This is a genomic window from Streptomyces sp. HB132, from assembly GCF_016909575.1.
Classification (GTDB): domain Bacteria; phylum Actinomycetota; class Actinomycetes; order Streptomycetales; family Streptomycetaceae; genus Streptomyces.
Genome location: NZ_JAFBGA010000004.1, coordinates 538,340 through 564,372, shown reverse-complemented (window position 1 = coordinate 564,372; position 26,033 = coordinate 538,340). Strand labels below are relative to the sequence as shown.

Sequence of the window (26,033 nt, the reverse complement as noted above, 5' to 3'; positions counted from 1 at the left end):
AGGACCTGGGGCCGCAGGGGCAGCACTCCGGTCGTCCGCGTGCGCGGGCGGGGATCGGGTCGACTCTCCATGGCGGGGATGACCTGCTAAAAGCCGGGTGAGCGATCTCGTTTGTTCTACGCGATCCGTGAGTACCGGGGCCGCAAGAACGAACCGAAGGGCTTCGACTGGAAGGACTACCGCGACCTCGTCATCCGCGCCCACACGCAGCTCGGCGGCCCGACCGTGCTGGTGTGGGACAACCTGCGCATGCACCTAGGTCCTGTCCGGCGGATCACTGGCGGAGCCAGAGTCGGATCGCTGCGGCGGTGACGGTGCCGTGGAAGACGTAGGCCCGTTTGTCGTAACGGGTCGCTACTGCCCGGGAGTTCTTGAGCCGGTTGATGGTCCGCTCGACCTCGTTGCGGCGCCGGTAGTGGTCACGTTCGAAGCCCGTTGGTCTGCCGCCTTCTCTGCCTTTACGGCGGCGGTTGGCCCGCTGGTCCTTCGGCTCGGGGATCGTGTGCCGGATGTGGCGTCTTCGCAGGTAGCGGCGGTTTCGGCGGGAGCTGTACGCCTTGTCGCCGCTGACGTGGTCCGGCCGGGTCCGGGGCCGTCCGCCCAGCGGCCGGGGAACCCGGATCAGGTTCAGGACCTCGACCATCTGCGGGGCGTCGCCCCACTGGCCCGGCGTGAGCAGGAGGGCCATGGGACGGCAGCCGCCTTCGCCGGCGAGGTGGATCTTGCTGGTCAGGCCGCCCCGGGACCGTCCGAGTCCCTCGTCGGGGCGGTGGTGCCGGGGCGTCGTCCTTTTTTCGGGATCCGCGGACGGGCTTTGCGTGCGCCGGCCGCGTGCTGATGGGCCCGGCAGGACGTCGAGTCGACGCCGACCATCGACCAGTCGATCCGCCCTGCCAGGTCGGCGTCGGCCTGGACGGCTTGCAGGATCCGGTCCCAGGTACCGTCCGCCGACCAGCGGCGATGCCGTTCATAGACGGTCTTCCACGAGCCATAGCGTTCCGGAAGGTCACGCCACGGGACACCGGTCCGGACCCGGAACAGGATCCCGTTCACCACGATGCGGTGGTCGCTCCACCGGCCACCCCGGCCACCCAGAGGTGGCAGATGCGGCTCCAGTAACGACCACTCGCGGTTCGTCAGATCCCCCCGACCCATGCCCAAACCAACGAGCGACCGGTCAGAAGGTCACATGATCCGCCGGACAGGCCCTAGTCGCGCCACTGAGGGAGTTCTTCGAGTCGAACGCCTCATGGCTCACTGTGTTTCAGCTGCCGGTTTACGCCCCGGACCTCAACCCGCAGGAGGGCATCTGCTCCCTGGTCAAACGCGACATCGGCAACCTGGCCGCCGCCGACCTTGGCCAGGTCACCCCCGCTGTGAAGCGCAAGCTCAAGATGCTGCAGTACAGGCCAGAGGTGATCGACGGACGCCTGGCCGACACCGGCCTGACCCTGTCGGCGTGATCACCAAAAGATGCCGAAGAAGCGATGCCACCAGCTGGTCCGCTGAACGTGCCAGGGCAGTCGGCTCGGCCCGTCGTAGTCGCTCTCCAGCAGTTCCTCGGCAACCACGACATAGCCAAGCTCGACAAGCGCCCGGTTGACCATGGCAAGGTCCGCGGCGTCCAGTTCGCCCTCGGTCTGAGCGTCAACCGTTCCAAAGAAGGCGCCCGGGTTGTCGGCGCAGACCAGAGCCAGCGAGCCGAACTTGCTCACACAGACGACGATCCGAGTACCGTACACGGTCGCGTCCCCGAGCACGGCAACGCGTCCATACTCGGCTGGAGTCCTGCTCGGACGTGCAGCGGGCCGCGAAGTCCTCTTCGAGTCGGGCTATCAGAGCGCCGAAGTGCATCGCGGCCTCGCCACGGTCGTAGTGCTGCGGACGCTCCAACCACCCCGGATCATCGAGCTTGCGCAGCAACGCCAGCAGATCGGCTTCGCTCTCGGTCATGCGCTCATCTTGGCGCAGTAGCCATCCGTTGGCGCAGTAGCCATCCGCGGAGCAGCTCGGGGCACCACCACACTCACCGTCATCACCCATTCAAGTTCAGCAGTACGAGCGAAAAGCAGCATTGATCAACGCGAACTTACCGCTGACGAATCAAGGTTAATCAAAGCCAAATGGGCTTGAAAACCTGGGGAAGCGGTCTGGATTACCGTATCGCAGAACTCTTTTCAAACCAGAGGAAAGCAGCGACACATCCACCTCACCTGCCACCCCAAGAACCACTCGGCGACACTCCAGAGAGAGCTCTTCGGCGGCCTCTTCGTTAAAATCTAGAATGACCTCTGAGGTATCAACCGAAACACCCTCCAAACCTCCATAGTTCACTCCGCCCGACTTTGCGATAATACAGTAAGAGTCCATCTCGAGACGTCGATCCTGACCGGACGGCTCAGTCAAACGCGCCTGAAAGATGAGGTACTCCCCATCTCCCATATTATCCTCAGCCAGGCTCACCACGAAACAGTTGTCAGGCACATTGGGTGCGGCCGTAACAGCTCGCACTTCCCACTGCTGACCCTCACTCGTCATTAGTACTCCACTGCTTTCCATCCCAGAGGTACGTAAACGTTGCCCCAGTTTCCTGAGCTGCGCGCGTCATGGACCCTTGACACTGAGTACAGGGTTTGCTGATGGCATTGATGGTAACTGTATCACCGGGCTTCACCGGTGCCAGATTGGCGAACCGGTCCCCCGCTATCTTAACGGTTGCGCTACCACCGGACATTCTGACCACACGCGCCTCCGTATGACTCGCCATCATGTTATTCGGGAACCCGAGCGCTTTCTCCTCGGGAGTCTGCTCTCCGCTACGCAGGGAATATGAAATAGTCTTCACGCCATACTTATTGCGAACTTCCACAGACGCAAAGTGTGTCGACTTTTTGACTACGCCCGCCATGCTGCCATTTCCCACCTTACTTCCCTTGGGTCGCCCAAGTTTTCCAACACCAAAGAAGGCACCCAAGGCGGTGGGCACTTGATATGAGTCTGACCCAACATTGTATCCCTGGCCTGCCATCCAACCGTCGTACTGGTCCCCATAGTCGCAACCTGGACTTCCTGGTCCGCCACCGTTACGGCAGTCTGAATCCCAAAGCCATCCGAACATTTCCGCGGTCCGTGGAACGTTGCCGATCACACCATAAAATGCCTCACCAAAGCCGTAATAGAAGCCTTCGGCGAAAGCAGGGACACCATCGCCCGCGCCACGCCCATTGCTTCCAGATGAATCTGAAGAGGAGCCACCACCGCCACTACCGCCACCGCCACCGCCGCCACCGGCCTTGCTCGGGGTGCCTCCGGTGTTTATCTTGTCGGGTTGCCCGCTCTGTCCCCCCGACGGGTTGGTGGGACAGCCCTCGTATGACCCACCGCAGCCGAGTCCCATTCCGGTGGGGTCGGAGAAGCTGAGGGGATTGTTGATGCTGTAGCTGTAGCCGTTGAGGGTTTGGTGTTTGTCGAGTTCGAGGAGGGGGTCGACGCTGATGAACTGACCGAGTTCAGGGTCGTATTCGCGGGCACCGATGTGGGTGAGGCCCGTGGCGCTGTCGGCTGGCTTTCCGAGGAACGCCTTGTCGTCGGGCCAGGCTGAGGTCCCGGTTCCGCGAGGGTTCCCGAAGGGGGTGGTGTGGCGCTTTGTCGTCGCTTGGGTGGTCGCGTCCGTTGCGATGCTGCTGGTGCCGTGATGGTCGGAGACCAGGAAGTTGAGTTTGTTGCCGGTATTACCTGTTGTTGCGGTGCGTACGGCGATGGTCTGACCTGCGGCGCTGTAGTAGCGGGTGCCGGTGATCGTCTTGGTGGCCCCCTTGGTGGTCAGGCGCACTTCGGTGGCGCCGAGGTAGAGGACGGTGTCGCCGTCTCCGGTGGCACGGCGGATGAGAAGCTCGCCGTCGGCGTCGTAGAGGTAGCCCGTGCCAAGGGCGGGCTCGCTGCCGGCCGCAGGTTCTGTAGTTGAGGAGAGTTGGCCTTCGCTATTCCAGGCCAGACTCTGGGTGGCCTGGGTCCCAGGGCGTGTCGTGGTGTTACCCGCTGAGTCGTACCCGTAGGTGGCTGCCTTCGCGCCGGTTGTCTTGACAAGCGGGTGGGGCTGGCCGGATGACGTCTTGTAACCGTAGGTGGTTGTGGCGTCGCCGGTGGGCGTGTGAGTGGTTTCTGTGTGGCGCTGGCCGGCGCCGTTATAGGTGTAGCTGGTCCAGTACGGGGCCGCTCCATCGGTGTTGGCAGTGGTGCGGCCGGTGGTGTCGCAGTCTGCTGCTTTGGGTGTCCAGGCCTCGGTGAGACGCCGGTTGGCGTCGTAGATGAAGCACTGGTTGTCGGCCTCGGACGTGCCGCCGAGGGTGGTGGGGTCGAAGATGGACTGGACGTTACCGGCGTCGTCCTGGGTGAAGTTGAGGTCCTGCAGCATGTACGGGTGGGTGTCGTCCGTGACGTTGCTGCGGGTGAGGCGTCGGGTTCCGGTCTCGAAGGTGTTGTTGATGTAGGTCTGCTTGGCGGTGGCGCCCAGGGCCAACTGGTAGGCCTGTCCGAGAGCTGTATAGCTGACGCCGCGCAGGTAGAGGTTGGTGCCCGAGAGTTCGGTGATCAGGCCCGTGGAGTTGTACTTGGGCGAGATGATCTCCGACGCGAGCCCCCCGGCGCCCGGCTCCTTGGTGTTGCTGACGCTTCCGTCGGCAAGGTAAGCCGTGCCGAACTTCAGAGTGGACTGGACCGCTCCGGAGGTGACCAGAGGGTCATCGGCCGGCAGAGCAACTTCGGAGCTGGTGGCGCGGTTGAGGGTGTCGTATTCCGTGACGCGCTTGGTGTATGCCTTGCCTGTGGCACCACCCACGTAGCGGGTAGAGGCATCCGGTTGGCCCTTGACGAGGGCGTCGTAGGTCCAGGCGGCGAGCTTGTTGGCGTCAGTCTTCGATGTCTGCCAGAGACCGGTCTTGCGCCCGGTCTCGTCGTACTCGTACAGCAGCTTCGCGTTACGTGAGTCAGTGGTGAGGCTGATCTGGTCGAGATCGGTGTACTCCGTGGTCGAGGCGCCCTTGTCGGGGTCGGTCGAGCTCACCTCGCGACCGAACAGGTCGTAGGTGTGAGTCCACTTGGCATCGTCGATGCCAGTAATCTGCGACTGCTTGCCGTCGCGGGTGTAGTCGTACTTCACCCGCGTGTACGGGGTACCGGACGTGGCGCCGTAGGCGGTGTCGTTCGGTGTCGTGCCGGCGTAGGTGCGAGTCTCTGTGGTGCGGCCCAGGGCGTCGGTGATCGTGCGGGTGGCGTTGCCTCCCTGAACGGCGGTGGTGGCGGTGGAGTCGCCGGTGTAACTGGTGGTCGTGGACCATCGGTCCACGCCGAGCACGGTGAACGTGCTCTTGGTCGGCCGGGCAGCCGCATCGTACGAGATACGCGTCAAGGCAGGCGTGTGGGCGTAGGACGCGCGGACGTATGTGCCTTCTGGCGCCTTGAGGTCGTCATAGATGTCGGCAGACGTTTCATACGCCAGGCCGCGCGAGTCGTAGCGCGTGTCGGTCAGGATGCGGCCGCCGAGAGGCGAGGCCGTCTGGGTCTGCAGCGGGCGCAGGAGAGCGTCGGTGATGGCGTAGCTGGTTTGGTAGCTCTTGCCGTCGCCCTTGAGGGTGGCTACGGAGGTCCAGGGCTGAGTATCTCGGGCGAAGTTGTAGGCGTACTTCGCGGTCGGTGTGTCGACACCGTTGGTGCGGTTCGGTGCCCAGGTGGCGGTGATCCGGCCGAGGGCATCGTAGGTGTTCTCGGTCTTCTTCAGGTTGGTGTCGAGGGTGGTGGTGACTGATCCTCTTGCCGGGTCGACGTAGGTGTACGTCTTGTGGATCTGTCCGTTGGAGGTCAGCTTGGGTGCCGAGATGATGGAGCCGGTCAAGGGGCCCGTAGCAGCGGGGTAATAGGCTGTGGAAGTGACACGGTCTTCGGCATCGGTGACCGTGAGAGGGCGGCCGAGGGTGTCGTAGGTGGTCTTGGCTGTGGTTTGCCAGCCGCCGTTGATGGCTGGGTGGCGGTCGTTGGTACCTACGGCAATCGGGTATGCCTTGGCGCGTCCTGACCATGTGGCGAGTCCGCGGGTGGGGGTCTGGGAGGCGGACCAGCCGGCGGCGGTGGCACTGTCGTAGACGACTGATGTGTCGGAGAGGACGTCGCCGCGGGTGGTGGATGCCGCCGGGAGGTCCAGCTTGTCGTCAGTGATTACGGCGCCGGCTGTGTCCAGGCAGGCGGAGCCGACGACCCGGGTGCGTGAGACAAGGCTTGTGAGGCCGGCGGCGGCGTTGCGGGCGTACCAGGTGCGGGTGCAGGTTTCGTCGCCCGTCTTGGCCATGTCGCCTATCGACTCGGTCTGGGTGACCATGCCGTAGGTGGTGTCGTAGGTGTATGAGGTGTAGCTGCGCTGCCAGGTGTTGGTGGTCGGCAGGTAGGTGTTGAGGTAGGTGCGGGCGGTGCGGACGAAGTTCGCCTTGGTGTTGGCGTACGAGCGTTGTTGGCTGGCGGTCTCCTTGTACCAGAAGTTGTGGAAGGCGACCGAGACAGGTTCTGCGGCGTTGTAGGTGATTTCCTCCCGCAAGAATCCTGAGTAGACGTCGAGGTCGGTGGCATCAGAGGCGTTCAGGCCTGCGACGTCGATGCCGAGGACTGTGGCGGTGCGGGTGGTCGTGGTGTCCTTGAGTTTGTCGCCATGCATGCCCTGCATGAATAGGCGGACCGTCTTGGACTGCGAGTGATCGGTGTCGCCGACGTAGGTGGTGACCTTCTGGTATCCACGCCAGATAGACCAGGTCCGCTCGTCCTCGGGAGTGAAGGGGTCGTTGTTGTAGTGCCAGCCCGGCTTTTCGTAGGTGTAGGAGTTCTCGACGTTCGGGTTCTGTCCGGCCGGGTCGGAGGTGGAAACGGCGGTGACGTTGTACTTGTGGAACCAGTCCAGTTTGGGGTCGCCACCGTTGATGGGCCAGTACACCGGGTAGCAGGAGAGGTTGTTGTCGTCTTCGGCCGCGGGCATCTTGCTGCCGCGAACGCACTGCGGGTCGGAGAGGGTGACCGAGGTGACGGCGCCAGCCTCGCTGGTGATCTCGCTGATGCGCGGGCGGGTCAGCGGGAGAATATTGTCGGAGTCGGAGTCGACGCGGTTAGGTCGCATGTGGTAGACGAATTCCACCGGTGGAACGGCGATGGTGCCGCCGTTCTTGCCCGTGCGCTGCAGCGACTTGAGGGTCAGGGTCTTGTCCGACGGGTTGCCGATGTCCGCGCCGTCCAGGAACTGGTAGGTGAGGCTGTAGCTGTCGACCGGCTTGTACCCGTCAGGCTCAGCGGCCGTGGACCAGACGCTGGTGTTGATTCCCGTAAGCATTTTGCGGGTGAAGAAGGCCGGTCCAGTGGGCAGGCAGTCAGTTTCGCTTGCCCCGCAGATCGCATCGTACGGAACGTCCGGCCACCTCTTCGCGGTGTCCTCGGTCAGCGAGGAGCAATCGTCGGCGGTGCAGCGCTCGCTGTAGGTGAAGGCGACCTTGCCGGACGCGTTGCCGGTGAACAGGGTGCCGGAGCGCTGGCCGTATTTGATCTCGTCGAGGTAGCCGCCACGGGTGTAGGAGGCGAGCTTGGTCTTGTCGCCGTTCTTGGCGTAGTAGTTCGTCTCCGTTTTGTACCAGTACGTTGAGGCGTTGCCCTGGAGGTCTGTGACGAGGTCGAGGTTCCATCGCCAGGCCTGGGTCTTAGCGCGGTCGGAGTAGCTGGTGCCGGAGGAGTAGCCGGGCTCACCTGTGTCGTCGCCGAAGACGGGGACGGTCCAGACTGAGTTGGTGCGCTCGGTGCCTGCGCCGGGAAGTTTGTTCAGGCCGAAGGTGTAGACGGTGCCATCGCCGGTGGTGACTTGCCAGTACTCGCCCTTGCCGTCGCCCTTGCCGGTGACGATGTCGTCACCGTCGTCGCCGTTGGAGGCGCCTGTCATGTGGACGACCTGGGAGGCGTCGTCGTTCTTCAGCCGCCACACGCTCTTGGTGTCGTCCTTGACCAGTTCGGTGGCTTTGCCGTTGAGGACGAGGGAGGCGTTCTCGTACTTCCAGCACTGGTCGGACTTGTCTTTCTGGCCGTCGTCATCACAGGAGCCGTACTTGCGCTCGATGTAGGAGGAGGTGAGGTCGAATCCCTCACCGAGCATCGAACCCTGATTGTTGGTGTTCGACGTGCGGCCGTCGGTGCTGCCCGAGTCGTAGGACAGCGACAGAGACGGCGAAGGGCCAGCTGCCGTCGGGGGCACGGCGACCGGGTAGGACCAGGTGAACGCTCCCGACGAGCCTCCAGCCTCCCAACTGGAGGAGGCGGCCAAGGGCGTTGCCTTGTAGTCGCCGGAGCTGGACGCCGGGGCGTCGGCTGTGGCCGTCAGGGCGAACACCCCCGACGCAGCCGGGCCAGTCGCCGCTGCGGCAGCCTTCTGCGGGACGGTGACCTGTGCGGAGATGGTCTGTGTCACGGTGTCGTTCTTGAAGGGAACGGCACTTCGGGTGCGACATTCGGGTTTCTGCGGACTGGTCAGTGCACATGCGGGAAGGGAGACGACGCCGAGGCGGGAGCCCCAGTTTCCGCCGATCACGTCGGTGAAGGAGGAGTAGTCGACACTGAGCCCGGCCTGACCCGGCGATTCGGCTGCGGCAGTGAGGACGACGCCGGTGATACCCGCATGGCGTGCGGTCTTCTGGTCGAGCAGGTTCACCGTTGCGGTGCCCTTGGCAACAGGTGACGCCTTCCCGTCGCGTACTGCCGTCTTCGCGTTCCCAGGGGCGGTGAGTGAGGCGGTCTGCTTACCGGGCTTGCCTGTGATCTCGCCAGTGGTCCGTGATGCCCTCGGCCAGTGGGCGGCGTGCTCACTCTTTGCCTGCTTGGCCTGGTTGGCGTTGAGGGCCTTGTTCTTCGCTGTCTGCTCGCGTGCTTCGGCCGTTCCGAGTGCCGGTACGGCTTGAACCTTAGCCACGCGCGGGGAAGGGACGTCAGGGCGGCCCAGTGGTTCTGCTGCCATGGCGAGCGGGGTGAGGCCGGCCGGTACGGACAGAACCAGAACCAGCGCTCCCACCAGGGGAATGCGGAGTTTCCGGTGAGCGGAAGTGGTGCGGGGCGTTTTGCCGCGCTTCAGAACCGCGGGCACGTATCTGTACACGGACACGTCATCTCTCCAGGAGCGTTCGCCCCGCATGGGCGGGGCGGCAGTGTGGTCACACAGAAGAAGGTGGGCGAGCGTGGCCGACCGGTGTAGGGCCGGCCACGCTGGTTCGAAGCTGCGGTTCAGGTTCCGACGGTGTCGGCGACCTGTTCGCCGTTGTGCAGTGCTCCCGACCAGAGACGGATGTCGCTGAGCCTGCCGGGCAGGTAGTTGCCCCAGGATCCGAGGTAGCCCTTGCCGACTGTCAGCTCCCCGGTGCCGATCTGTGCGGTGTACGCGATCCCGTCGCTGATCTGCTGATCGGAGGTCAGGTAGAGCTGGATTGTCTTGTCCTGGGCGTCGTAGACGCCGGTCAGGCGGGTCTCGGTGTCCAAGAGGGCTTCTTCGATGCTTTGGACGGACACTCCGGTGCCGTCTGCTGTCAGGCGGCCGAAGTGCCATCGGCCCACCGCCACGGTGCTGGTGGCGGGCATGCCGTTGCCGTCGAGGACCGGATCGCCGTTCTCGTCGTAATCAGGCTCCTGACGCGTCCCCGTTTTCTCGAACCAGAGGCTCCAGGACGATCCGGTCGCCGTGTGCTGCCCCAGAATTTGCGCCTTGTAGCCGTTGGGCTTGGTCAGCACCTTCGCGGCGTCGACCACGGCCTGCGTCGAGACCGTGAAGGACCCGGAGTCGTCGACGACCGGCCCGGGCGTGGTCCCGGCTCCGGTGGTGCCGTTGAGTACCAGTTCGTCGTCCACGAGGGAGGCGCCGGTGGAAAGGGCCAGGGACCGTCCGTATCCGGAAACGGTGTCGCTCAGTGTGGTGCCCTGCGCGCCGGCGGGATTCCATGCCGCGACGAGTTCGGCGGCCGGCATCTGATACGCGTCGAGCAGCCGGCTCTCCTCCTTGACCTGGGGTTCGGTCAAGGCGACCTGCCATACGGCTGCCTCGTCGATCGTGCCGGGGAAGTAGTCGGTGTAGGTGCCGGACTGGACGCGGCCGATCTGCAGCGGGCCGGTGGCCGCCCAGGCTCCGGTGAAGGGTGTGGTGCCCTGGAGTTCGCCGTTGACGTAGAGGCTGATGGTGTTGGTGGAGGCGTCGTAGACACCGGCGAGATGTGTCCACACGCCCGGAACCGCCTGGTTCTTGGATGCCACCCGCTGGTACGACCACGTTCCGTCGGCGGGGGCGTCGTTGGACGCCTCGCGGAAGGACCACGTCCTGGACGTGTGCTCGTATCCCAGGAGGAAGGGGCTGCGGTTGACGCCGTCCTGGCCCATGACCGTCGCGTTGCGGGTCGGGGCGTCCAGGCGGACCCAGGCGGCCACGGTGTAGGAGGCCCGGGTGTCGATGACCTGGCCGGTCGTGGCGGCGTATCCGGTGGTGCCGCTCAGGGCGAGACCCTGATCGGTGGACTTCACCGCGGGGGTGGTTTCCGTGGCTTGGGTGAGGGTGATTTCGCCGCGGCGGCCCTTGTCGGTGCGGGTGGCTCCGCCTGCAAGGGTCGCGTTGTCCCTCAGCGCCGGGTCGGTGGTGGAGGAGTCGAGGGCCGCCCCGGAGGTCTCGTGGAAGTTCCAGCGGCCGACCGGTCCCTCGCCTTCTCTGACGACGAACTCGACCGCGTTCGCAGCTCCGGGACCGTAGGTGTCCTTCGCCTCCGCCTGCAGGATCATGGTGCCGGAGGTGGGCGGCGCCACGGTGATCTCGACCGTCGCGCCCGTCTTGTAGCTGGACCATGCGGTGTCGGTCGACAGCTTGTACCGGTAGGAGGTGTTGACGTCACCGGCTGCCGGGCTGAGGACGAACGTACCCGCCTGCCCGGGCTTGCCTCCGGGCACGCAGTCGTTGGCCGTGCACAGGGTATACGGGTTGCCTGTTTTGAAGGTGATCGTGGGCGGCTTGGGGGCCTTGCTGTCGATCTTGAAGTAGCAATAACCCGTGGTGGACCCGTTGGACGGCCCCGCGAGGTACTCGGATCCGTAGTAGGAGCGGGTCCACGAACGCATCCGCAGGAGCGTGCTCTCCGGCAGGGTCGGCGCCGTGGCGGTGATCTTGACGTTGTCACCCACGTACCCGGTGCTGGGGCGCGTGAGTTCACTCATCGCGTTGACCCACGTGCCGTCGCTCTGTTTCTTGTCCACGTCCATCGCCACGCGGAGCTTCGCACCGGACTCGCCGCCGGACTCGGTCTGCGGGGTCGCGGTGAGATCCGGGGTGGGGTCGGTGACGATGGCCGGCGCGGACTCGACGGTGTTGCAGTCGTGCGAACTTCCCACCACAGGGCCGATATTGCTCGGCTTGGCAGGCTTCCCGACATAGTCGACGCTGAGGACGGCGTCGTCGTCGAAACGCTTCCAGGAGATGGTGTCGCTCTCGCTCTTCGCCATCAGCATCAGAGTCAGGCGGGCGATCTTGCCGTCGGCGAAACTGCGGACCGTCGGGGTCAGGTTCTCGTCCGGCTCGGGAGCGTAGTCGTGGAACTCGATCGGCGCCCGCGGCTGGGCGGGAGAACAGTTACTGCCCCGCCCGGCGGAAACGTGCTTGTCGCCCATCTGGTCCAGCTTCGTCGGGCCGGGCCACTTCGAGGAGGAGGAGATGTTGTTGGTGCGTTCGAGGTCTACCCAGCGGGCATCGCAGGAGAACGACCAGGTCTCGGTAACGCGGAACCTGGCATCCAGGACGTGCTTGCCCTTCAGCTTGCTGGGTGAGAACTCGAAGTACATGCGATTGACGTAGCCGTTGCCGCAGTAATAGGAGACGCCGCCGATGACGGCGGAGCCGCACTTGCCGACGCTCATGCCGTTGTCGCCGCCCGAGAAGTTCCAGAACACGTCCCCGTCCGAGGACAGCACCGTGCGCTCGGACTCGTTGAGCTCGACCGACGGGTCGATGTAGAGCGGGAAGTGCGCCGCTTCCGTCGCCGCCATCAGTTCCGCGTCCGGCTTGACCGTCACGGACGTACCGGTCACCGCCAGCGGGAGCACTGCAGAGGCGTCGCCCGCGCCCGGGCCCGCCAACGGGTCGCCCTCTTCCGCCGGCCCTGCGGGCACGGGCTGGTCCTTAGCCGTGTCCGCCGACGGGGCGAGGTAGAGGGACTGACGGGCAACGGGGGCGGCGGTGTTACCGGCGGAGTTCCACATCTGGGCTGCCGGTGAGCGGAAGACCGCCTGGCCGTTGCCGTCCAGCGCGTCCACTCCCCCGCCCACACCCGACCGTACGGTGAGGTTCTCCGCATCCAGCTTGTACTCGATGCTGTCCAGAGCCGGGTTCTCGGCCGCCTCGGGGGTCTCGACCTCCAGCACCTGCCGGAAGCCCTCCACCGTCGCGGTGAGAATGAGGTTCACGTCCGGCAGGACGTCCTTGTACACCGCCCGCTCACCCTCGAGCCTGGGCGCGGGAAGATCACCCGGCCAGCCGAGGGACACCGACTGCCCACCCTCCGCGATCGTGACGAGATCCGCACCCTCGCCACCCGCGGAGAAGGACAGGTCCACCGCGGCGGCAGCCGGACCGACCGACCCGTCACTCCGCTTCACCAGGCGGGCATCCGGGGCAGCCCACCCGCCCTCAGACGTGGCAACACGGACCGGAATGACGGACTTCTCAAGCGTGAACGTCTCACCGTCAGGATTGGCGAACGTCGTCTCACGCTCCGTGCGCTCCTCGACAACCTCCACACGCTCACCCGACTCGACGGCCTCCGCCGACGCCCGACTCTGCGCAGTGGACGCCGCATCGACCGCGGAAGGTGGCAACGATGGTGCAGCCGCAGCAGGCCAGTTCAGGCCGGGCGTACCGCCGACAACGACGGCCGCGACGACCAGCGCACACACACGGTGACGCGCTCGACGCCACACCCCGTTACTCACAGTCCCGCCCCATTTACTTCACAGCCTTTACAAAGTCAGCCAACTATCGGGGGGCAGCATGAACCAGTCAAGAGTGATCTAGGGCACATCGGCAAGCAGTTGCTACTGAAAACATGAGGGCCCATATCGACACAGGGTGCGCCTTCGAACCAGACAAACAGACCACATGGTCGCGTACTGATCACCATTCAGTGCCAACGGCAGGCATGCTCACGTATGCAGCTCGTCGCGCGCAGAGTTGACATGACGGAGCCGAACAGAAAGTTCACGTAATGCGAACGGAAGATCACCGCATGCTGAAGCACCCGCCTCCGTACAGTGAGACGAGGGCAGCTCTCACCTCGGGCACGGTCTGTGATGCCGCGTCACAGCCTTCCGGGCAGTGCCCCTACCTGTTCATGTGCGCCACCGTCGCCATTGCTCGATGGCCGGCACGTGTGACCCGGAACCGGTCGCCACGCGCTCCAACAAGCGAGCCGCCAGCGCCTGCTACTCCTGACCCGGCCGAGAACCTCTCCCTCAAGGCCTGCACCGGGCACCGTAGCCCCGGTGAGCGCCACTACCTCCACGGCCGAGACCGCACCGGAGATGCCCCCCTTCGCCACCAAGGAAAACGACGGAGTCAGACGGCATGAGTGACCAGGGCATCCCGCCGCTCAGGCGGCCGTGGGAGCAAGCCACGACGCCCCCTCAGGCAACCACCGTAAATGGCCAGGTCAGAGGCATCTGAAGTGACTCACACGCTGCGACAGCGAGTCAGTACCGCACGGCGCGCGGCCAGTACCGCACGGAAAGCAGCCGTGAAATTCACGTTTCCGCAGGTCAGAACGTTTCCGCAAGGTAAAACTTGTGGGGCGGGTGGGACTCGAACCCACGGCCGACGGATTATGAGTCCGCTGCTCTAACCGGCTGAGCTACCGCCCCGTTTCGGCGTGGCGCGTACAGGTGTACGCGCCGTCTGCCGCAGCATAGCCGGTCATACGATCTCCTGCTGCGGATGATCGGCTTCGCATGACCATGAGGACCTCGCTGCGCGCTGCCCGGTTCCAGGCGGTGCGGAATCCCCCCGAAAGAGTCACGGACCACCCTGCTCGGGCACACGAAAAAGGACCCCGAAGGGCCCTCTTCCGCATCGCTCCCCCGACTGGACTCGAACCAGTAACCCTCCGGTTAACAGCCGAATGCTCTGCCAATTGAGCTACAGGGGATCGCGCTCCCCCGACTGGACTCGAACCAGTAACCTGCCGGTTAACAGCCGGCTGCTCTGCCAATTGAGCTACAGGGGATTGCTGCGTTGCCTCGAATCGCACCTGCCTGGCTGAAGCCGAGCGGCGCGCGTTCGCTGCGACACATACATTAGCGCAACCAGGGGGGTGCTCCGCCAATCGGTATCTCCCGGGGTGATCTCGGGTGTGTGCGGGTAGGCGGGCAGCACACGTCGCACGGAGTGAAGGAAGGGTGGCAGCCATGCGGTACCGGCTCACGTTCATCGCCGGAGTGGCCCTCGGTTACGTGCTCGGCACGCGAGCCGGGCGCGAGCGTTACGAGCAGCTGAAGAAGGCCGCGCAGCAGCTGGCCGAGAACCCCGCGGTGCGGAACGCGGCGGAGTCCGCCGCGCACGGCGGCCGGGACTTCGCCGGCAAGGCCTACCACTCGGTGAGCGAGAAGGTCGGGGACAAGGTCCCCGTGTCCGTCTCGGACCGGGTGCGCTCGCTGCGTGAGCGCAGCGGCCACAACGGCAGCGACGACTGGGGCACGACCAACACCTGAGGCCCGTTCCCGTGCCGGGCACACCGCCCGGTGCGGGAACGGTCCGCGGGTGCGGCAGAATCTTGTGCATGGGCATAGTGGCCGGCTTGGACAGTTCATCCGCCTTCACGCACATCGTCGTCTGCGACACGGACACGGGTGAGGTGCTGCGGCAGGGGTACGCCGCGCATCCCATCGAGGCCAAGGCCTCCGAGGTGGATCCGCAGGCGTGGCTGCTCTCACTCGGTGAGGCGGCCTCCGGAGGGCTGCTCGAAGGGGTGCAGGCCATCGGTGTGTCCGCGCAGCAGCACGGTCTGGTGCCGCTGGATCACCAGGGCAACCTCGTACGACCGGCGCTGCTCGGCAACGACCGCCGGGCGCAGGCCGCCGCGGCCGATCTGATCGACGGGCTCGGAGGGCGGCAGTCCTGGGCCGAGGCGGTGGGCGCCGTGCCGCAGGCCGCGCAGCCCGTGGCGAAACTGCGGTGGATGGTGCGGAGCGAGCCGGAGAACGCGCAACGGGTCGCCGCGGTCCTCCAGCCGCACGACTGGCTGGTGTGGCAGCTCCTCGGCCGGCCCGCCCGCCGGACGACGGACCGCGGTGCCGCGTCCGGCACCGGTTACTGGTCGGCGGGTTCCGGTTCCTACCGTCCCGATCTCGTGGAGCTCGCGCTCGGCCACCAGGCCGCGCTGCCCGAGGTCCTCGGCCCGGCCGACGCGGCCGGTATGACGCCCGAAGGGCTGCTGATCTCGGCGGGCACCGGCGAGACGATGGCCGCGGCCTTCGGACTGGGTGTCGCCGTCGGGGACGCCGTCGTGTCGCTGGGTGCCTCCGGCTCGGTGATGGCCGTGCACCACGAGGCACTCGCGGACCCGACGGGGATGATCACCTCCTTCGCCGACGCGACCGGTATGCATCTCCCGGTCGTCCACACGTCGAACGCGGTCCGCGCGCTGCGCGGTACGGCGGAGATGCTGGGGGTGGACGGACTGGACGAGCTGTCCACGCTGGCGATGGAGTCGACGCCGGGTGCGTCGGGACTCGTCCTGCTGCCGTATCTGGAGGGTGAGCGCACCCCGCATCTGCCGCACACCGCTGGAACCCTGAGCGGACTGCGGCGCGAGTCGATGAAGCCCGAGCACCTCGCGCGGGCCGCCTTCGAGGGGATGCTCTGCTCGCTGGCCGACGCACTGGACGTACTGCGGGACCGGGGCGTCGAGGCGCGGCGGGTGTTCCTGCTGGGCGCGGCCGCCGAGCTGCCCGCCGTGCAGGCGCTGGCACCCTTGGTCTTCGGCACCCAGGTCGTCGTTCCGCAGCCCGCCGAGTACGCGGCGCTGGGGGCGGCCCGGCAGGCGGCGTGGGCCCTCGGGGTCTCGCAGGGGAAGCTCGACCCCCGCACCCCCCCGGCATGGCAGGACGCCGAGGCGCAGGTGCTGGAGCCGGGTGACGAGCTCGCGGTCGGCCGCGCCGTGCGCCAGCAGTACGGCGCGAGCCGGGACCAGGTCCACCCCGGGGCGTTCGGCGGTACCGCCTGAGGTGCGCGATCCCGGGATTTGACCGGGGCTTGAGGAAAAGCGATGGCAGGAGCGGTCCGGAGTGCCGGAGTATGGACCGGCCTCTGCCTTTCGCCGACACCGAGAGACTCGTGTGCTCATAAAACTTCTGCGGACCTTCCTCGGTCCGTACAGACGTCCCATCATGCTGCTGGTGCTGCTCCAGCTCCTGCAGACCTGCGCGAGCCTGTATCTGCCCAGCCTCAACGCGGACATCATTGACAACGGTGTCGTGCGGGGTGACACGGCGTACATCCTGCGGTACGGCGCCGTGATGATCGCGGTCAGCGTCGTTCAGGTGGTCTGCAACATCGGGGCGGTGTACCACGGCGCAGGAACGGCCTCCGCTCTCGGCCGGGACGTGCGGGCGTCGGTCTTCGGGCGGGTGCAGTCGTTCTCGGCGCGCGAGGTGGGCCGGTTCGGGGCGCCTTCGCTGATCACGCGTACGACCAACGACGTGCAGCAGGTCCAGATGCTCGTCCTGATGGCGTTCACCCTGATGGTCTCGGCACCCATCATGTGCGTCGGCGGCGTCGTCATGGCGCTCGGCCAGGACGTCCCTCTGTCGGCGGTGCTGCTGGCCGTGCTGCCCGTCCTCGGCATCTCGGTGAGCCTCATCGTGCGGCGGATGAGGCCGCTGTTCCGCATGATGCAGGTGCGGCTGGACATGGTGAACCGTGTGCTGCGCGAGCAGATCACCGGCAATCGTGTCATCCGCGCCTTCATCCGTGACGGTTACGAGGAGGAGCGCTTCCGCGGCGCCAACACGGAGCTGACGGACGTCGCGCTGTCGACAGGGCGGCTGATGGCCCTCATGTTCCCGACGGTGATGACGGTGGTGAACCTGTCGTCGATCGCCGTGGTCTGGTTCGGGGCGCACCGGATCGACAGCGGCGGCATGCAGATCGGGGCGCTGACCGCGTTCCTCGCGTATCTGATGCAGATCGTCATGTCGGTGATGATGGCCACCTTCATGTTCATCATGGTGCCGCGCGCCGAGGTCTGCGCCGAGCGCATCCAGGAGGTACTGGAGACCGAGTCGAGTGTGGTGCCGCCCGGCTCCCCGGTCACGAAGCTGCTCAAGCACGGCCATCTGGAGCTGCGGGGCGTGGAGTTCCGGTACCCGGGCGCCGAGGAGCCGGTGCTGCGCTCCGTCGATCTCGTGGCGCGGCCCGGCGAGACGACCGCGATCATCGGGTCGACGGGCAGCGGGAAGTCGACGCTGCTCGGGCTCGTACCGCGGCTGTTCGACGCGACGGACGGCGAGGTGCTCGTCGACGGCGCTGACGTGTCGACGCTGGATCCGGCCCTGCTGGCGAGGACCGTGGGACTGGTCCCGCAGAAGCCGTACCTCTTCTCGGGGACGGTCGCGACGAATCTGCGCTACGGCAATCCGGACGCGACCGACGAGGAGCTGTGGCACGCGCTGGAGGTGGCGCAGGCGAAGGACTTCGTGGAACGGCTGGAGCACGGCCTCGACGCGCCGATCGCGCAGGGCGGAACGAACGTCTCCGGCGGCCAGCGGCAGCGGCTCGCGATCGCCCGGACGCTGGTGCGGCAGCCGGAGATCTATCTCTTCGACGACTCGTTCTCCGCCCTCGACTACGCGACGGACGCCGCGCTGCGCGCTGCGCTGTCCCGTGAGACCGCGGGGGCGACGGTGGTGATCGTGGCCCAGCGGGTGTCCACGATCCGTGACGCCGACCGGATCCTGGTGCTGGACGAGGGCCGGGTCGTCGGGACGGGCAGCCACCACGAGTTGATGGACGGCAACGAAACCTACCGGGAGATCGTGCTCTCGCAGCTGACGGAAGCGGAGGCCGCCTGATGGCAGGACCGGGCGGACGGATGATGGCCCAGGGGCCCACCGAGCGGTCCCTGGACTTCAAGGGTTCGGGGAAGCGGCTGCTGAGACGGTTCAGCAGGGAGAAGTCCTCGCTGTATCTGATGCTGTGCGCCTGCACGCTGAGCGTGGCGCTCTCCGTGGCGGGGCCCAAGATCCTCGGCGAGGCCACGGACCTGATCTTCGCGGGCGTCGTCGGACGGCAGATGCCGGACGGCATGACGAAGCAGCAGGCCGTCGACGACCTGCGTGAGGAGGGCAGCGGCGGGCTCGCAGACATGCTGTCCGGGGTGGACTTCACGCCCGGCGAGAGCATCGACTTCGGTGCGGTGGGCCAGGTCCTGCTGGCGGCGCTGGTGGTCTACGTCGGCGCGGGGCTGCTCATGCTGGTGTCGACGCGGCTGTCGATCCGGGTGATCAACCGGGTCGTCTTCCAGCTGCGCGAGGATCTGCAGACCAAGCTGGCACGGCTGCCGCTGTCGTATTTCGACCGGCAGCAGCGCGGAGAGGTGCTGAGCCGGGCGACGAACGACATCGACAACATCTCGCAGACGATGCAGCAGACGATGGGCCAGCTCATCAACTCACTCCTGACCATCGTCGGCGTCGTGTTCATGATGTTCTGGATCTCCCCCCTGCTGGCCCTGGTGGCGCTGGTGACGATCCCGCTGTCGGTGTTCGTGGCGACGCGGGTCGGCAAGCGGTCGCAGCCGCACTTCGTGGCGCAGTGGAAGGTGACGGGCAGGCTCAACGCCCACATCGAGGAGATGTACACCGGCCACACCCTGGTGAAGGTCTTCGGGCGGCAGGACGAGGCCGCGAGGGACTTCGCCGAGGAGAACGACGCGCTGTACGAGGCGGGCTTCAGGGCGCAGTTCAACAGCGGGATCATGCAGCCGCTGATGATGTTCGTCTCGAATCTGAACTATGTGCTGGTCGCCGTCGTCGGCGGGCTGCGCGTGGCATCGGGTTCGCTGTCGATCGGTGACGTGCAGGCGTTCATCCAGTACTCGCGGCAGTTCTCGATGCCGCTGACGCAGGTCGCCTCGATGGCGAACCTCGTGCAGTCGGGCATCGCCTCGGCCGAGCGGGTCTTCGGCCTGTTGGACGCCGAGGAGCAGGCGCCCGACCCCGATCCCGGAGAGCGGCCGAAGGAGCTGCGGGGCAGGGTCTCGCTGGAGAACGTCTCCTTCCGGTACGACCCGGAGAAGCCGCTCATCGAGGACCTCTCGCTGAACGTGGAGCCAGGACACACGGTCGCGATCGTCGGACCGACCGGCGCCGGCAAGACGACACTGGTCAACCTGCTGATGCGGTTCTACGAGGTGACGGGCGGCCGGATCACCCTCGACGGGGTCGACGCGGCGAGGATGACGCGCGACGAACTCCGTTCGGGCATAGGCATGGTGCTCCAGGACACCTGGCTGTTCGGCGGCACGATCGCTGAGAACATCGCGTACGGCGCCGCGGGCGAGGTGACCCGCGAGGAGATCGAGGAGGCGGCGCGGGCGGCCCACGCCGACCGTTTCGTCCGTACCCTGCCCGGCGGTTACGACACGGTGATCGACGACGAGGGGTCCGGGGTGAGCGCGGGCGAGAAGCAGCTGATCACTATTGCGCGGGCGTTCCTGTCCGACCCGGTGATCCTGGTGCTCGACGAGGCCACCAGCTCGGTGGACACCCGTACCGAGGTGCTGATCCAGAAGGCGATGGCGCGGCTGGCCCACGGCCGTACGAGCTTCGTGATCGCGCACCGGCTCTCCACCATCAGGGACGCGGACGTGATCCTGGTGATGGAGGACGGTGCGATCGTCGAACAGGGCACGCACGACGAGCTGCTGGCGGCGGAGGGCGCCTACGCCCGTCTTTACGCCGCGCAGTTCGCTCAGGCGCCCGCCGAGGTGGACTGACGGTCTCGTCCGGCTCCGGAACACGGAAGGGCGGGGTGTGGCCGCGGCCCCGGCGGACGGCTCGCCACGTCCGCGTGCTCCCAGGAGGCCGGGCCCTCGGTGAGTCCGGCCCCGCCCCGACCGGGGCACTTCTCCACGCGTCTGCCCTGCGCCCGGTGGTGACGGTGCGCGGCGGGCGAGGCGGCCGGTGACGTCCGGGCGGGTCCGCGCCTGAGCCCAGCGCGTGAGAGCGCGGCCCGCCCCGTCCGAAGCCGGCGTTCCGGGAGGCCGCCGCCGAGGACACGGGGCCGCAACCCCGCTCATCCCCGCTTGGTGCCGTCCTGCGACAGGGCTCGTCGGCCGCCACCGTTCCGGGGTGCACGGGCCACCCACCCGACCGGCGCCCGCGGGGGTCCTGCCACGGTGCGGCCAGGTACCGCCGCTGCCTCACGTGACGCAGATCACGGCTGAGAGAAAACCTGAAGGCCCGGTCCGGCGTCCAGCAGGTGTGAGAGCAGACAGGAAAGCGCTGCACAAGGTGGACGAGGAGCGCCTCGTCCGCCTGGTGGCCAAGGGCGACCGCGCCGCGTTCGAGGAGCTGTACCGGCGCACGTCGCCGTGGATGGCGGTACGGCTACGCCGCCGCTGCTCCGACGAGCAGATCGTCGCCGAGGTGATGCAGGAGACGTATCTGGCGGTGTGGCGCGCGGCGGGCGCGTTCGCCGGCAGCGCGGTCGGCGGCACGGCCGTCGGATGGCTGTGGACGATCGCGGCGCGCCGCCTCGTGGACGCCTTCCGACGCCGCGCCCACCACGCCGAGCCGCCGCCGGCCGCCGCCGCGCGGGTTATGGCGCCCGCTGCCGAGGAGGAGGCGCTCGCGACGGGCGTCGACGGTGACGTCGGCGACGCGCTTCGGCGTCTGGCACCGGAACTCAGAGAGGTACTGCAGGCCACGGTGCTCGACGGGCTGTCCGTCCGGGAGACCGCCGCCCTGCTCGGGCTGCCCGAAGGCACGGTCAAGACCCGTGCCCGCCGGGCGCGGATCGCGATGCGGAAGGCGCTGGCATGAGCGGGTTGAGCGGAGAGAGCAGAGAACACGCGTCCGTGCGGCTCATCGGCCGTTACGCGCGCGGCGACGCGGACATCGCCGCCGACGAGGTGTGGGCGCTGGAGGCGCACCTGGAGGCCTGCGCGACATGCCGCACCCGACTCTCGGACGCCGTGGAGACGGGGGCGCCCGACGTCACCTCGCTGATCGGCACCGTCTGGCGCGGCCTGGAGCCGAGTCTGGACACCGCGCCCACGATGCCGGCGCGGCGGCGCCGACCGGTGTGGCTGACGGCGTGGCTCACACCGGTGATGGCCCCGTGGCTGGCCATGACCGTCGGCGTCGTCCTGATCGCGCTGGCGCTGGACCTGGCCGCTCCCGGCTTCAGCGAGGTGTCGCTGGTGCTGCTGCTCGCCCCGGTCCTGCCGCTGGGCGGGGTCGCTGCGTCCTGGTCGCGGGGGCTCGATCCGGCGTACGAGCTGACGGCGGCGGCACCGCGGGCGGGACTGCACCTGGTGCTGCGCCGCACCGCGTCCGTGCTGGCCGTGGTCGTCCCCGTTCTGCTGGCCGCGGGCTGGCCGGCCGGGGTGTCGGCAGCTCAGTGGCTGCTGCCCTGCCTGGCCCTGACCTCCGCGGCCCTGGCGCTCGGCGGCCTCTTCGGGGTGGCCCGCGCCGCTCTCGGCCTGATGGCCGTGTGGACGGCCGGTGTCATGGCGCCGTCTCTGATCACCCGCAGCAAGTCCGCCTTCCTGGACCCCGACAGCCTGCCCGTGTGGGGCCTGTTGCTCGTGCTCGGCATGGGCGTCGTGATGGCCCGCCGGGGCTCGTACACCACGGTCCCCCGGGTTTCCCCGTGACCACCCTGACCACCCCCACCCCCACCACCCGAGAGGAACAGCGCATGACACGCGCGGTGAGCGCGGCGGAAGTCGCGCCGAGGACCTACGCCCATGAGATCAGGGCCGCAGGACTGAAGATCCGAGTCGGACGGACCCGGATGGCCGTCGACGGGCTCGACCTGTCCCTCGGCACGGGCGTGCACGGCCTCCTCGGCCCGAACGGGGCGGGCAAGACCACGCTCATCCGGGCACTGGCCACCGTGCTGCGGCCCGCCGAGGGCGCCTTGGAGCTGTTCGGCACGTCCGTGGCCTCCGCGGACGAGCACCGCTCGGTGCGCCGCCGGATCGGCTATCTGCCGCAGGAGTTCGGTTACTACAAGCGGTTCACGGTGCGCGAGTTCGTCGAGTACATGGCCTGGCTGAAGGAAGTCCCCAAGGCGGACGTCCCGGCGGCCGTCCAGCGAGCCGTGGAGCGGGTCGGTCTCGCGGACCGCGCCGACGACCGGATGAAGGCCCTGTCCGGCGGCATGGTGCGACGGGCCGGCATCGCCCAGGCCATCGTCAACGACCCGGAGGTCCTGTTGCTGGACGAGCCGACGGTCGGCCTGGACCCGGCGCAGCGAATGCGCTTCCGTGAACTGCTGCAGGAGCTGGCCACGGACACCTGCGTGGTCGTCTCCACGCATCTGGTGGAGGACGTCGCGGCGGCCTGCACCGATGTGGTGCTCTTCGCCGAGGGCCGGCTGGTCTTCCAGGGCACCCCTGCCGGGATGGCCGCCGCGGGAACCGCCGGCCATCCGGGGGACAGCCCGCTGGAGCGCGGCTACTCGGCGCTGCTCGCCGAGCCCGCGCCCGGCTCCGCGCAGAAGAGGGGTGCCTGGTGAACGTCCGCGTACTGCGTACCGAACTGAGGCGTTCCGTCGCCCCGTGGGCCGGCGTCGCCGTCCTGACGACCGGACTGCTCTTCCTCCTCCTGGTTCTCGGCCCCGGGGAGAGCACCGCGGACTGGACGGTTCAGTGGACGCCCATGGCCCTGACCGTCCGCGGCCTGCTGTACTACCTGTGGCCCGTCGCGGTGGGGCTCGGGGCCCTGCAGGGGCTGCGTGATCCGCGCTCGCGGGTGACCGAGTTGATGGCGACGGTGCCCCGGCCCGCCTGGCAGCGCGTGGCGGTCCCTTCGGCGGCCTCGGCCGTCACGCTGACATCGGCCTTCCTGGCCATCGTCGCCACGGGCGGAACCTGGGTACTGCTGGGTGACACCACGTACATGCCCCTCGGTTGGCTGCCGATCGTGCTGGTGGCGGCGTTGGCTCTGGTCGCGGGGACACTGTTCGGCATGGGTGTGGCGCGCGCGTTGCCGTCCGTGCTCACCCCGCCGCTGATGGCGGTGGGTGCTCTCGTGATGACCGTCCTGCTCCAGCAGTTCGCGGATGAGGCGCTGCCGACCGGTAACGCGCCCAACCTGCTGGCGCAGCTGGTGCCCGGTGTGGCGCTGCCCCGTGAGGAGCTGCTCACCCTCGCCCCCTCCGTGCACCTGGGACAGACCGTGTGGTTCTCCGGCATGCTCGCCACCGGCTTCGCCCTGCTGGCCGCCGCCTCGGCACGCGCCCGGCTGCTCGCCCTCGCTCCCGTCCTGGGGGGCGCGGCGCTCGCCCTGCTGATCCTGCCCGTCGAGCCGCGTGACACGTACGTGATCGACAAGGCCGCTGCCGAACTGGTGTGCGACGGCCCGGTGTGCGTGACGGAGATGCACCGCGACCGGCTGGCGGCGCTCGCACCGCACGGCAAGGAGGCGCTGCGCGTGCTGCAGGAGGCACTGGGCGTGGATGCGCCGGACGTGGTGCGGGAGGAGACGGCGCTGCGTGGGCCCATGGGGAAGCGGGAGCTTTCGGACGAGGCGGTGCTCATCGACCTCGACGACCCGGTGATCGTACGGGCGGAGGGCGAGCAGCTGACCCGGGCCCTGGTCGGCCAGGGGCTGGCACCGCACTGTACCGAGCGCAGCAGCTGGATAAACGGTATCGGGCTGGACGAGATTTCCCAGAGCGTCGGGGCGGGCTGGGCTCTCGGTGACTTCCGGCTGATCGACTGGGCCGGTCACTTCGACGGGCCGGAGCACCGGGAGGCCGGGGAGGCGGCGTGGGGCCGGCTGACGGCACTGCCACCGGCGGAGCAGCGCGCGTGGATCGGCGACACGCGCACCGCCGCCCTCGCCTGCGACGTGCGGGACGCGCGCGGAGTGCTGACGGGTGAGGCCTTCTGATGAGGTGGCTGGTGCTGTACGCACGGTCCCGGCAGGTGCCCGCCTCGGCAGCGGCTGTGCTGGCCGCCGCCCTGGCCATGTGGTTCCTGGCCCGGGGCGAGGGCACCGACCCGCGGCTGCCGGTGCTCGCCCTCACCGCGGCCGTGACGGCGGCCTCGATCGGCCTGGGCGGGCAGGACTCCGCGCTCGATCGCACGGCGGCGGTGCGCTGGGGGCCCCGCCGCGCGGTGCACGTGCTCCTCATCGGCGCCGTCGTGGCCTCGGTGCTGCTGGCGGTGCGGGCGATGGGAGCGGACGTGGGCACCACCGCCTTCGTCGTCCGGGACAGCGCGGGCCTCGCGGGGCTCGCCGCCGTCGGAGCGGTGCTGTGCGGCGCGCAGCACGCGTGGACGCTGCCGGTCGGCTGGCTGACCCTCGCCCTCTTCCCTGCGACCCTGCCGGAGGTGGCGCACGAGATCCTGGCCTGGCTGCTGCTGCCGCCTGGCACGGCGGCTGCCACATGGGTCGCCGTGACCCTGGCCGTGACCGGCACCGTGGCATACGCCGTCGTCGGCCCGAGGCGCTAGCGACCGCCCACGGACGGCATGTGGGCACGCGGCGACGAGGCGCCCGCTCCGCTCAGTCCAGGTAGCCCCGGAGCTGGTCGGCGAAGGCGTGGTCCCGCAGCTTGTCGAGCGTCCTGGACTCGATCTGCCGGATGCGTTCGCGTGTCACGCCGAAGATCCTGCCGATCTCCTCGAGCGTGCGGGGCCTCCCGTCGTCCAGTCCGTAGCGGAGCTGTACGACCTTCCTCTCGCGCTCCCCGAGCGTGGAGAGCACCGCTTCCAGGTGTTCGCGCAGCAGGAGGAAGGCCGCGGACTCCACGGGCGAGGCGGCGTCGCCGTCCTCGATGAGGTCGCCGAAGGCGACGTCGTCCTCCTCGCCGACGGGGGCGTGCAGGGACACGGGTTCCTGGGCGAGACGCAGGACCTCGCCGACGCGTTCGGGCGTCAGGTCGAGCTGGGCCGCGACCTCTTCGGGGGTGGGCTCGTAGCCCCGCTCCTGGAGCATGCGGCGCTGGACGCGTACGACCCGGTTGATCAGCTCGACGACGTGGACCGGGACCCTTATGGTCCTGGCCTGGTCGGCCAGTGCCCGGGACATCGCCTGGCGGATCCACCAGGTCGCGTACGTGGAGAACTTGTAGCCCCGTGCGTAGTCGAATTTCTCGACCGCCCTGATCAGTCCGAGATTCCCTTCCTGGACCAGGTCGAGCATGGTCAGGCCGCGGCCCACATAGCGTTTGGCCACGGAGACCACCAGGCGGAGGTTGGCCTCGATGAGCCGGCGCTTCGCCATCCGCCCCATGACCACGAGCCGGTCCAGGTCCACGGCGAGCCGGGTGTCGGGGTCGGGGGTGCCGGCGAGCCGCTCCTCGGCGAAGAGCCCCGCCTCGACGCGGCGGGCGAGGTCCACCTCCTCGGCGGCGCTGAGCAGCGGTATCCGCCCGATCTCCCGTAAGTACTGGCGGAAGAGGTCGGAGGTCGGGCCGCCCGCTTCCGGACGGCTCCGGGGCTCCGGGGAGGCGGGGGGCTCCACCGGTTCCTCCAGCACCGGTTCGGGCGTGCCCGCTGTCTCCGGGTGACGGGTGACCCGGTTCTGCGCGGGAATCGCCGGGACATGCTCGGTCGGGGTGGGCACGGTCCGGGTCTGCACGGGGGCGACCTCCAGGTGATCGCTGCCGGATCGCGGGGATGGGGGGTCCGCGCCGGGCGGACCGGCCGCGCTCCGATGACTCAGGCACCGCCACCCAGTGTGGCGTACGACACATCGCCGCCACGAGGGGCGTGCGG

Annotated in this window: 17 protein-coding genes and 3 tRNA genes; 11 read left to right on the top strand and 9 right to left on the bottom strand. The window is 67.8% G+C overall.

The window, feature by feature from the left end; translation table 11 throughout:
- Positions 1-111 precede the first annotated feature (111 nt).
- Complete coding sequence (locus tag JOC24_RS33990) at positions 112-312, top strand: hypothetical protein (RefSeq protein WP_307792682.1); 201 nt, start codon at positions 112-114, stop codon at positions 310-312.
- On the opposite strand, the gene JOC24_RS13360 is transcribed toward JOC24_RS33990, so the two are convergent.
- Positions 275-1,155, bottom strand: a protein-coding gene (locus JOC24_RS13360) for an IS5 family transposase (RefSeq protein ID WP_205020435.1) whose coding sequence is annotated in 2 segments (ribosomal slippage) — positions 275-795 and positions 795-1,155 — 882 coding nt in all. Because the reading frame shifts where the segments join, the coding sequence is not laid out codon by codon here. The two genes, JOC24_RS33990 and JOC24_RS13360, sit on opposite strands and share 38 nt — an antisense overlap.
- Before the next feature lie 104 nt (positions 1,156-1,259).
- Here JOC24_RS13360 and JOC24_RS13355 point away from each other — a divergent pair.
- Positions 1,260-1,463 (top strand): hypothetical protein, encoded by a 204-nt coding sequence (locus tag JOC24_RS13355; RefSeq protein ID WP_205020434.1) that lies wholly within the window; start codon positions 1,260-1,262, stop codon positions 1,461-1,463.
- On the opposite strand, the gene JOC24_RS33190 is transcribed toward JOC24_RS13355, so the two are convergent.
- From JOC24_RS33190 to JOC24_RS13320, 7 genes are all read right to left on the bottom strand, one after another.
- Positions 1,464-1,715 carry a hypothetical protein gene (locus JOC24_RS33190; RefSeq protein ID WP_239580328.1) on the bottom strand — a complete coding sequence of 84 codons (252 nt, stop codon included), beginning with the start codon at positions 1,713-1,715 and terminating at the stop codon, positions 1,464-1,466.
- A gap of 394 nt (positions 1,716-2,109) precedes the next feature.
- Positions 2,110-2,538 (bottom strand): Imm10 family immunity protein, encoded by a 429-nt coding sequence (locus tag JOC24_RS13345; RefSeq protein WP_275588500.1) that lies wholly within the window; start codon positions 2,536-2,538, stop codon positions 2,110-2,112.
- A complete protein-coding gene (locus JOC24_RS13340; protein ID WP_307792681.1) occupies positions 2,528-9,169 on the bottom strand; it encodes an RHS repeat-associated core domain-containing protein in 6,642 nt (2,213 codons plus the stop codon). The genes JOC24_RS13345 and JOC24_RS13340 overlap by 11 nt, the downstream gene beginning before the upstream one ends.
- Positions 9,170-9,288: 119 nt before the next feature.
- Entirely contained in the window at positions 9,289-12,825 is a 3,537-nt protein-coding gene (locus JOC24_RS13335) for a laminin G domain-containing protein (RefSeq protein WP_307792680.1), read from the bottom strand.
- A 1,042-nt stretch (positions 12,826-13,867) separates the two neighbouring features.
- Positions 13,868-13,941, bottom strand: a tRNA-Ile gene (locus JOC24_RS13330).
- A gap of 211 nt (positions 13,942-14,152) precedes the next feature.
- Positions 14,153-14,225, bottom strand: a tRNA-Asn gene (locus JOC24_RS13325).
- A gap of 5 nt (positions 14,226-14,230) precedes the next feature.
- Positions 14,231-14,303, bottom strand: a tRNA-Asn gene (locus JOC24_RS13320).
- Positions 14,304-14,484: 181 nt separating this feature from the next.
- Here JOC24_RS13320 and JOC24_RS13315 point away from each other — a divergent pair.
- The 9 genes from JOC24_RS13315 to JOC24_RS13275 all read left to right on the top strand — a co-directional run bounded on the left by JOC24_RS13315 (position 14,485) and on the right by JOC24_RS13275 (position 24,767).
- Positions 14,485-14,787, top strand: a complete 303-nt coding sequence (locus JOC24_RS13315; protein WP_031091765.1) for a YtxH domain-containing protein — start codon at positions 14,485-14,487, stop codon at positions 14,785-14,787.
- Between the two features lie 68 nt (positions 14,788-14,855).
- Positions 14,856-16,301 carry an FGGY family carbohydrate kinase gene (locus JOC24_RS13310; protein ID WP_205020432.1) on the top strand — a complete coding sequence of 482 codons (1,446 nt, stop codon included), beginning with the start codon at positions 14,856-14,858 and terminating at the stop codon, positions 16,299-16,301.
- Positions 16,302-16,413: 112 nt separating this feature from the next.
- Positions 16,414-18,147, top strand: a complete 1,734-nt coding sequence (locus JOC24_RS13305; protein WP_205020431.1) for an ABC transporter ATP-binding protein — start codon at positions 16,414-16,416, stop codon at positions 18,145-18,147.
- Positions 18,147-20,072: an ABC transporter ATP-binding protein gene (locus JOC24_RS13300; protein WP_205020430.1), complete on the top strand. Its 1,926-nt coding sequence runs from the start codon at positions 18,147-18,149 to the stop codon at positions 20,070-20,072. Before JOC24_RS13305 ends, JOC24_RS13300 begins: the two co-directional genes overlap by 1 nt.
- Positions 20,073-20,559: 487 nt before the next feature.
- Positions 20,560-21,120, top strand: a complete 561-nt coding sequence (locus JOC24_RS13295; RefSeq protein WP_307792679.1) for an RNA polymerase sigma factor — start codon at positions 20,560-20,562, stop codon at positions 21,118-21,120.
- Entirely contained in the window at positions 21,117-21,956 is an 840-nt protein-coding gene (locus JOC24_RS13290) for a zf-HC2 domain-containing protein (protein ID WP_205020429.1), read from the top strand. Before JOC24_RS13295 ends, JOC24_RS13290 begins: the two co-directional genes overlap by 4 nt.
- A 44-nt stretch (positions 21,957-22,000) precedes the next feature.
- Positions 22,001-22,822, top strand: coding sequence for an ABC transporter ATP-binding protein (locus tag JOC24_RS13285; protein ID WP_205020428.1), 822 nt, complete (start codon positions 22,001-22,003; stop codon positions 22,820-22,822).
- Positions 22,819-24,201 (top strand): hypothetical protein, encoded by a 1,383-nt coding sequence (locus JOC24_RS13280; protein ID WP_205020427.1) that lies wholly within the window; start codon positions 22,819-22,821, stop codon positions 24,199-24,201. The genes JOC24_RS13285 and JOC24_RS13280 overlap by 4 nt, the downstream gene beginning before the upstream one ends.
- Positions 24,201-24,767 (top strand): hypothetical protein, encoded by a 567-nt coding sequence (locus JOC24_RS13275; RefSeq protein WP_205020426.1) that lies wholly within the window; start codon positions 24,201-24,203, stop codon positions 24,765-24,767. Before JOC24_RS13280 ends, JOC24_RS13275 begins: the two co-directional genes overlap by 1 nt.
- A gap of 52 nt (positions 24,768-24,819) precedes the next feature.
- Here the strand turns inward: JOC24_RS13275 and JOC24_RS13270 are convergent, their stop codons facing one another.
- Positions 24,820-25,896 (bottom strand): RNA polymerase sigma factor, encoded by a 1,077-nt coding sequence (locus JOC24_RS13270; protein WP_205020425.1) that lies wholly within the window; start codon positions 25,894-25,896, stop codon positions 24,820-24,822.
- Positions 25,897-26,033 lie beyond the last annotated feature (137 nt).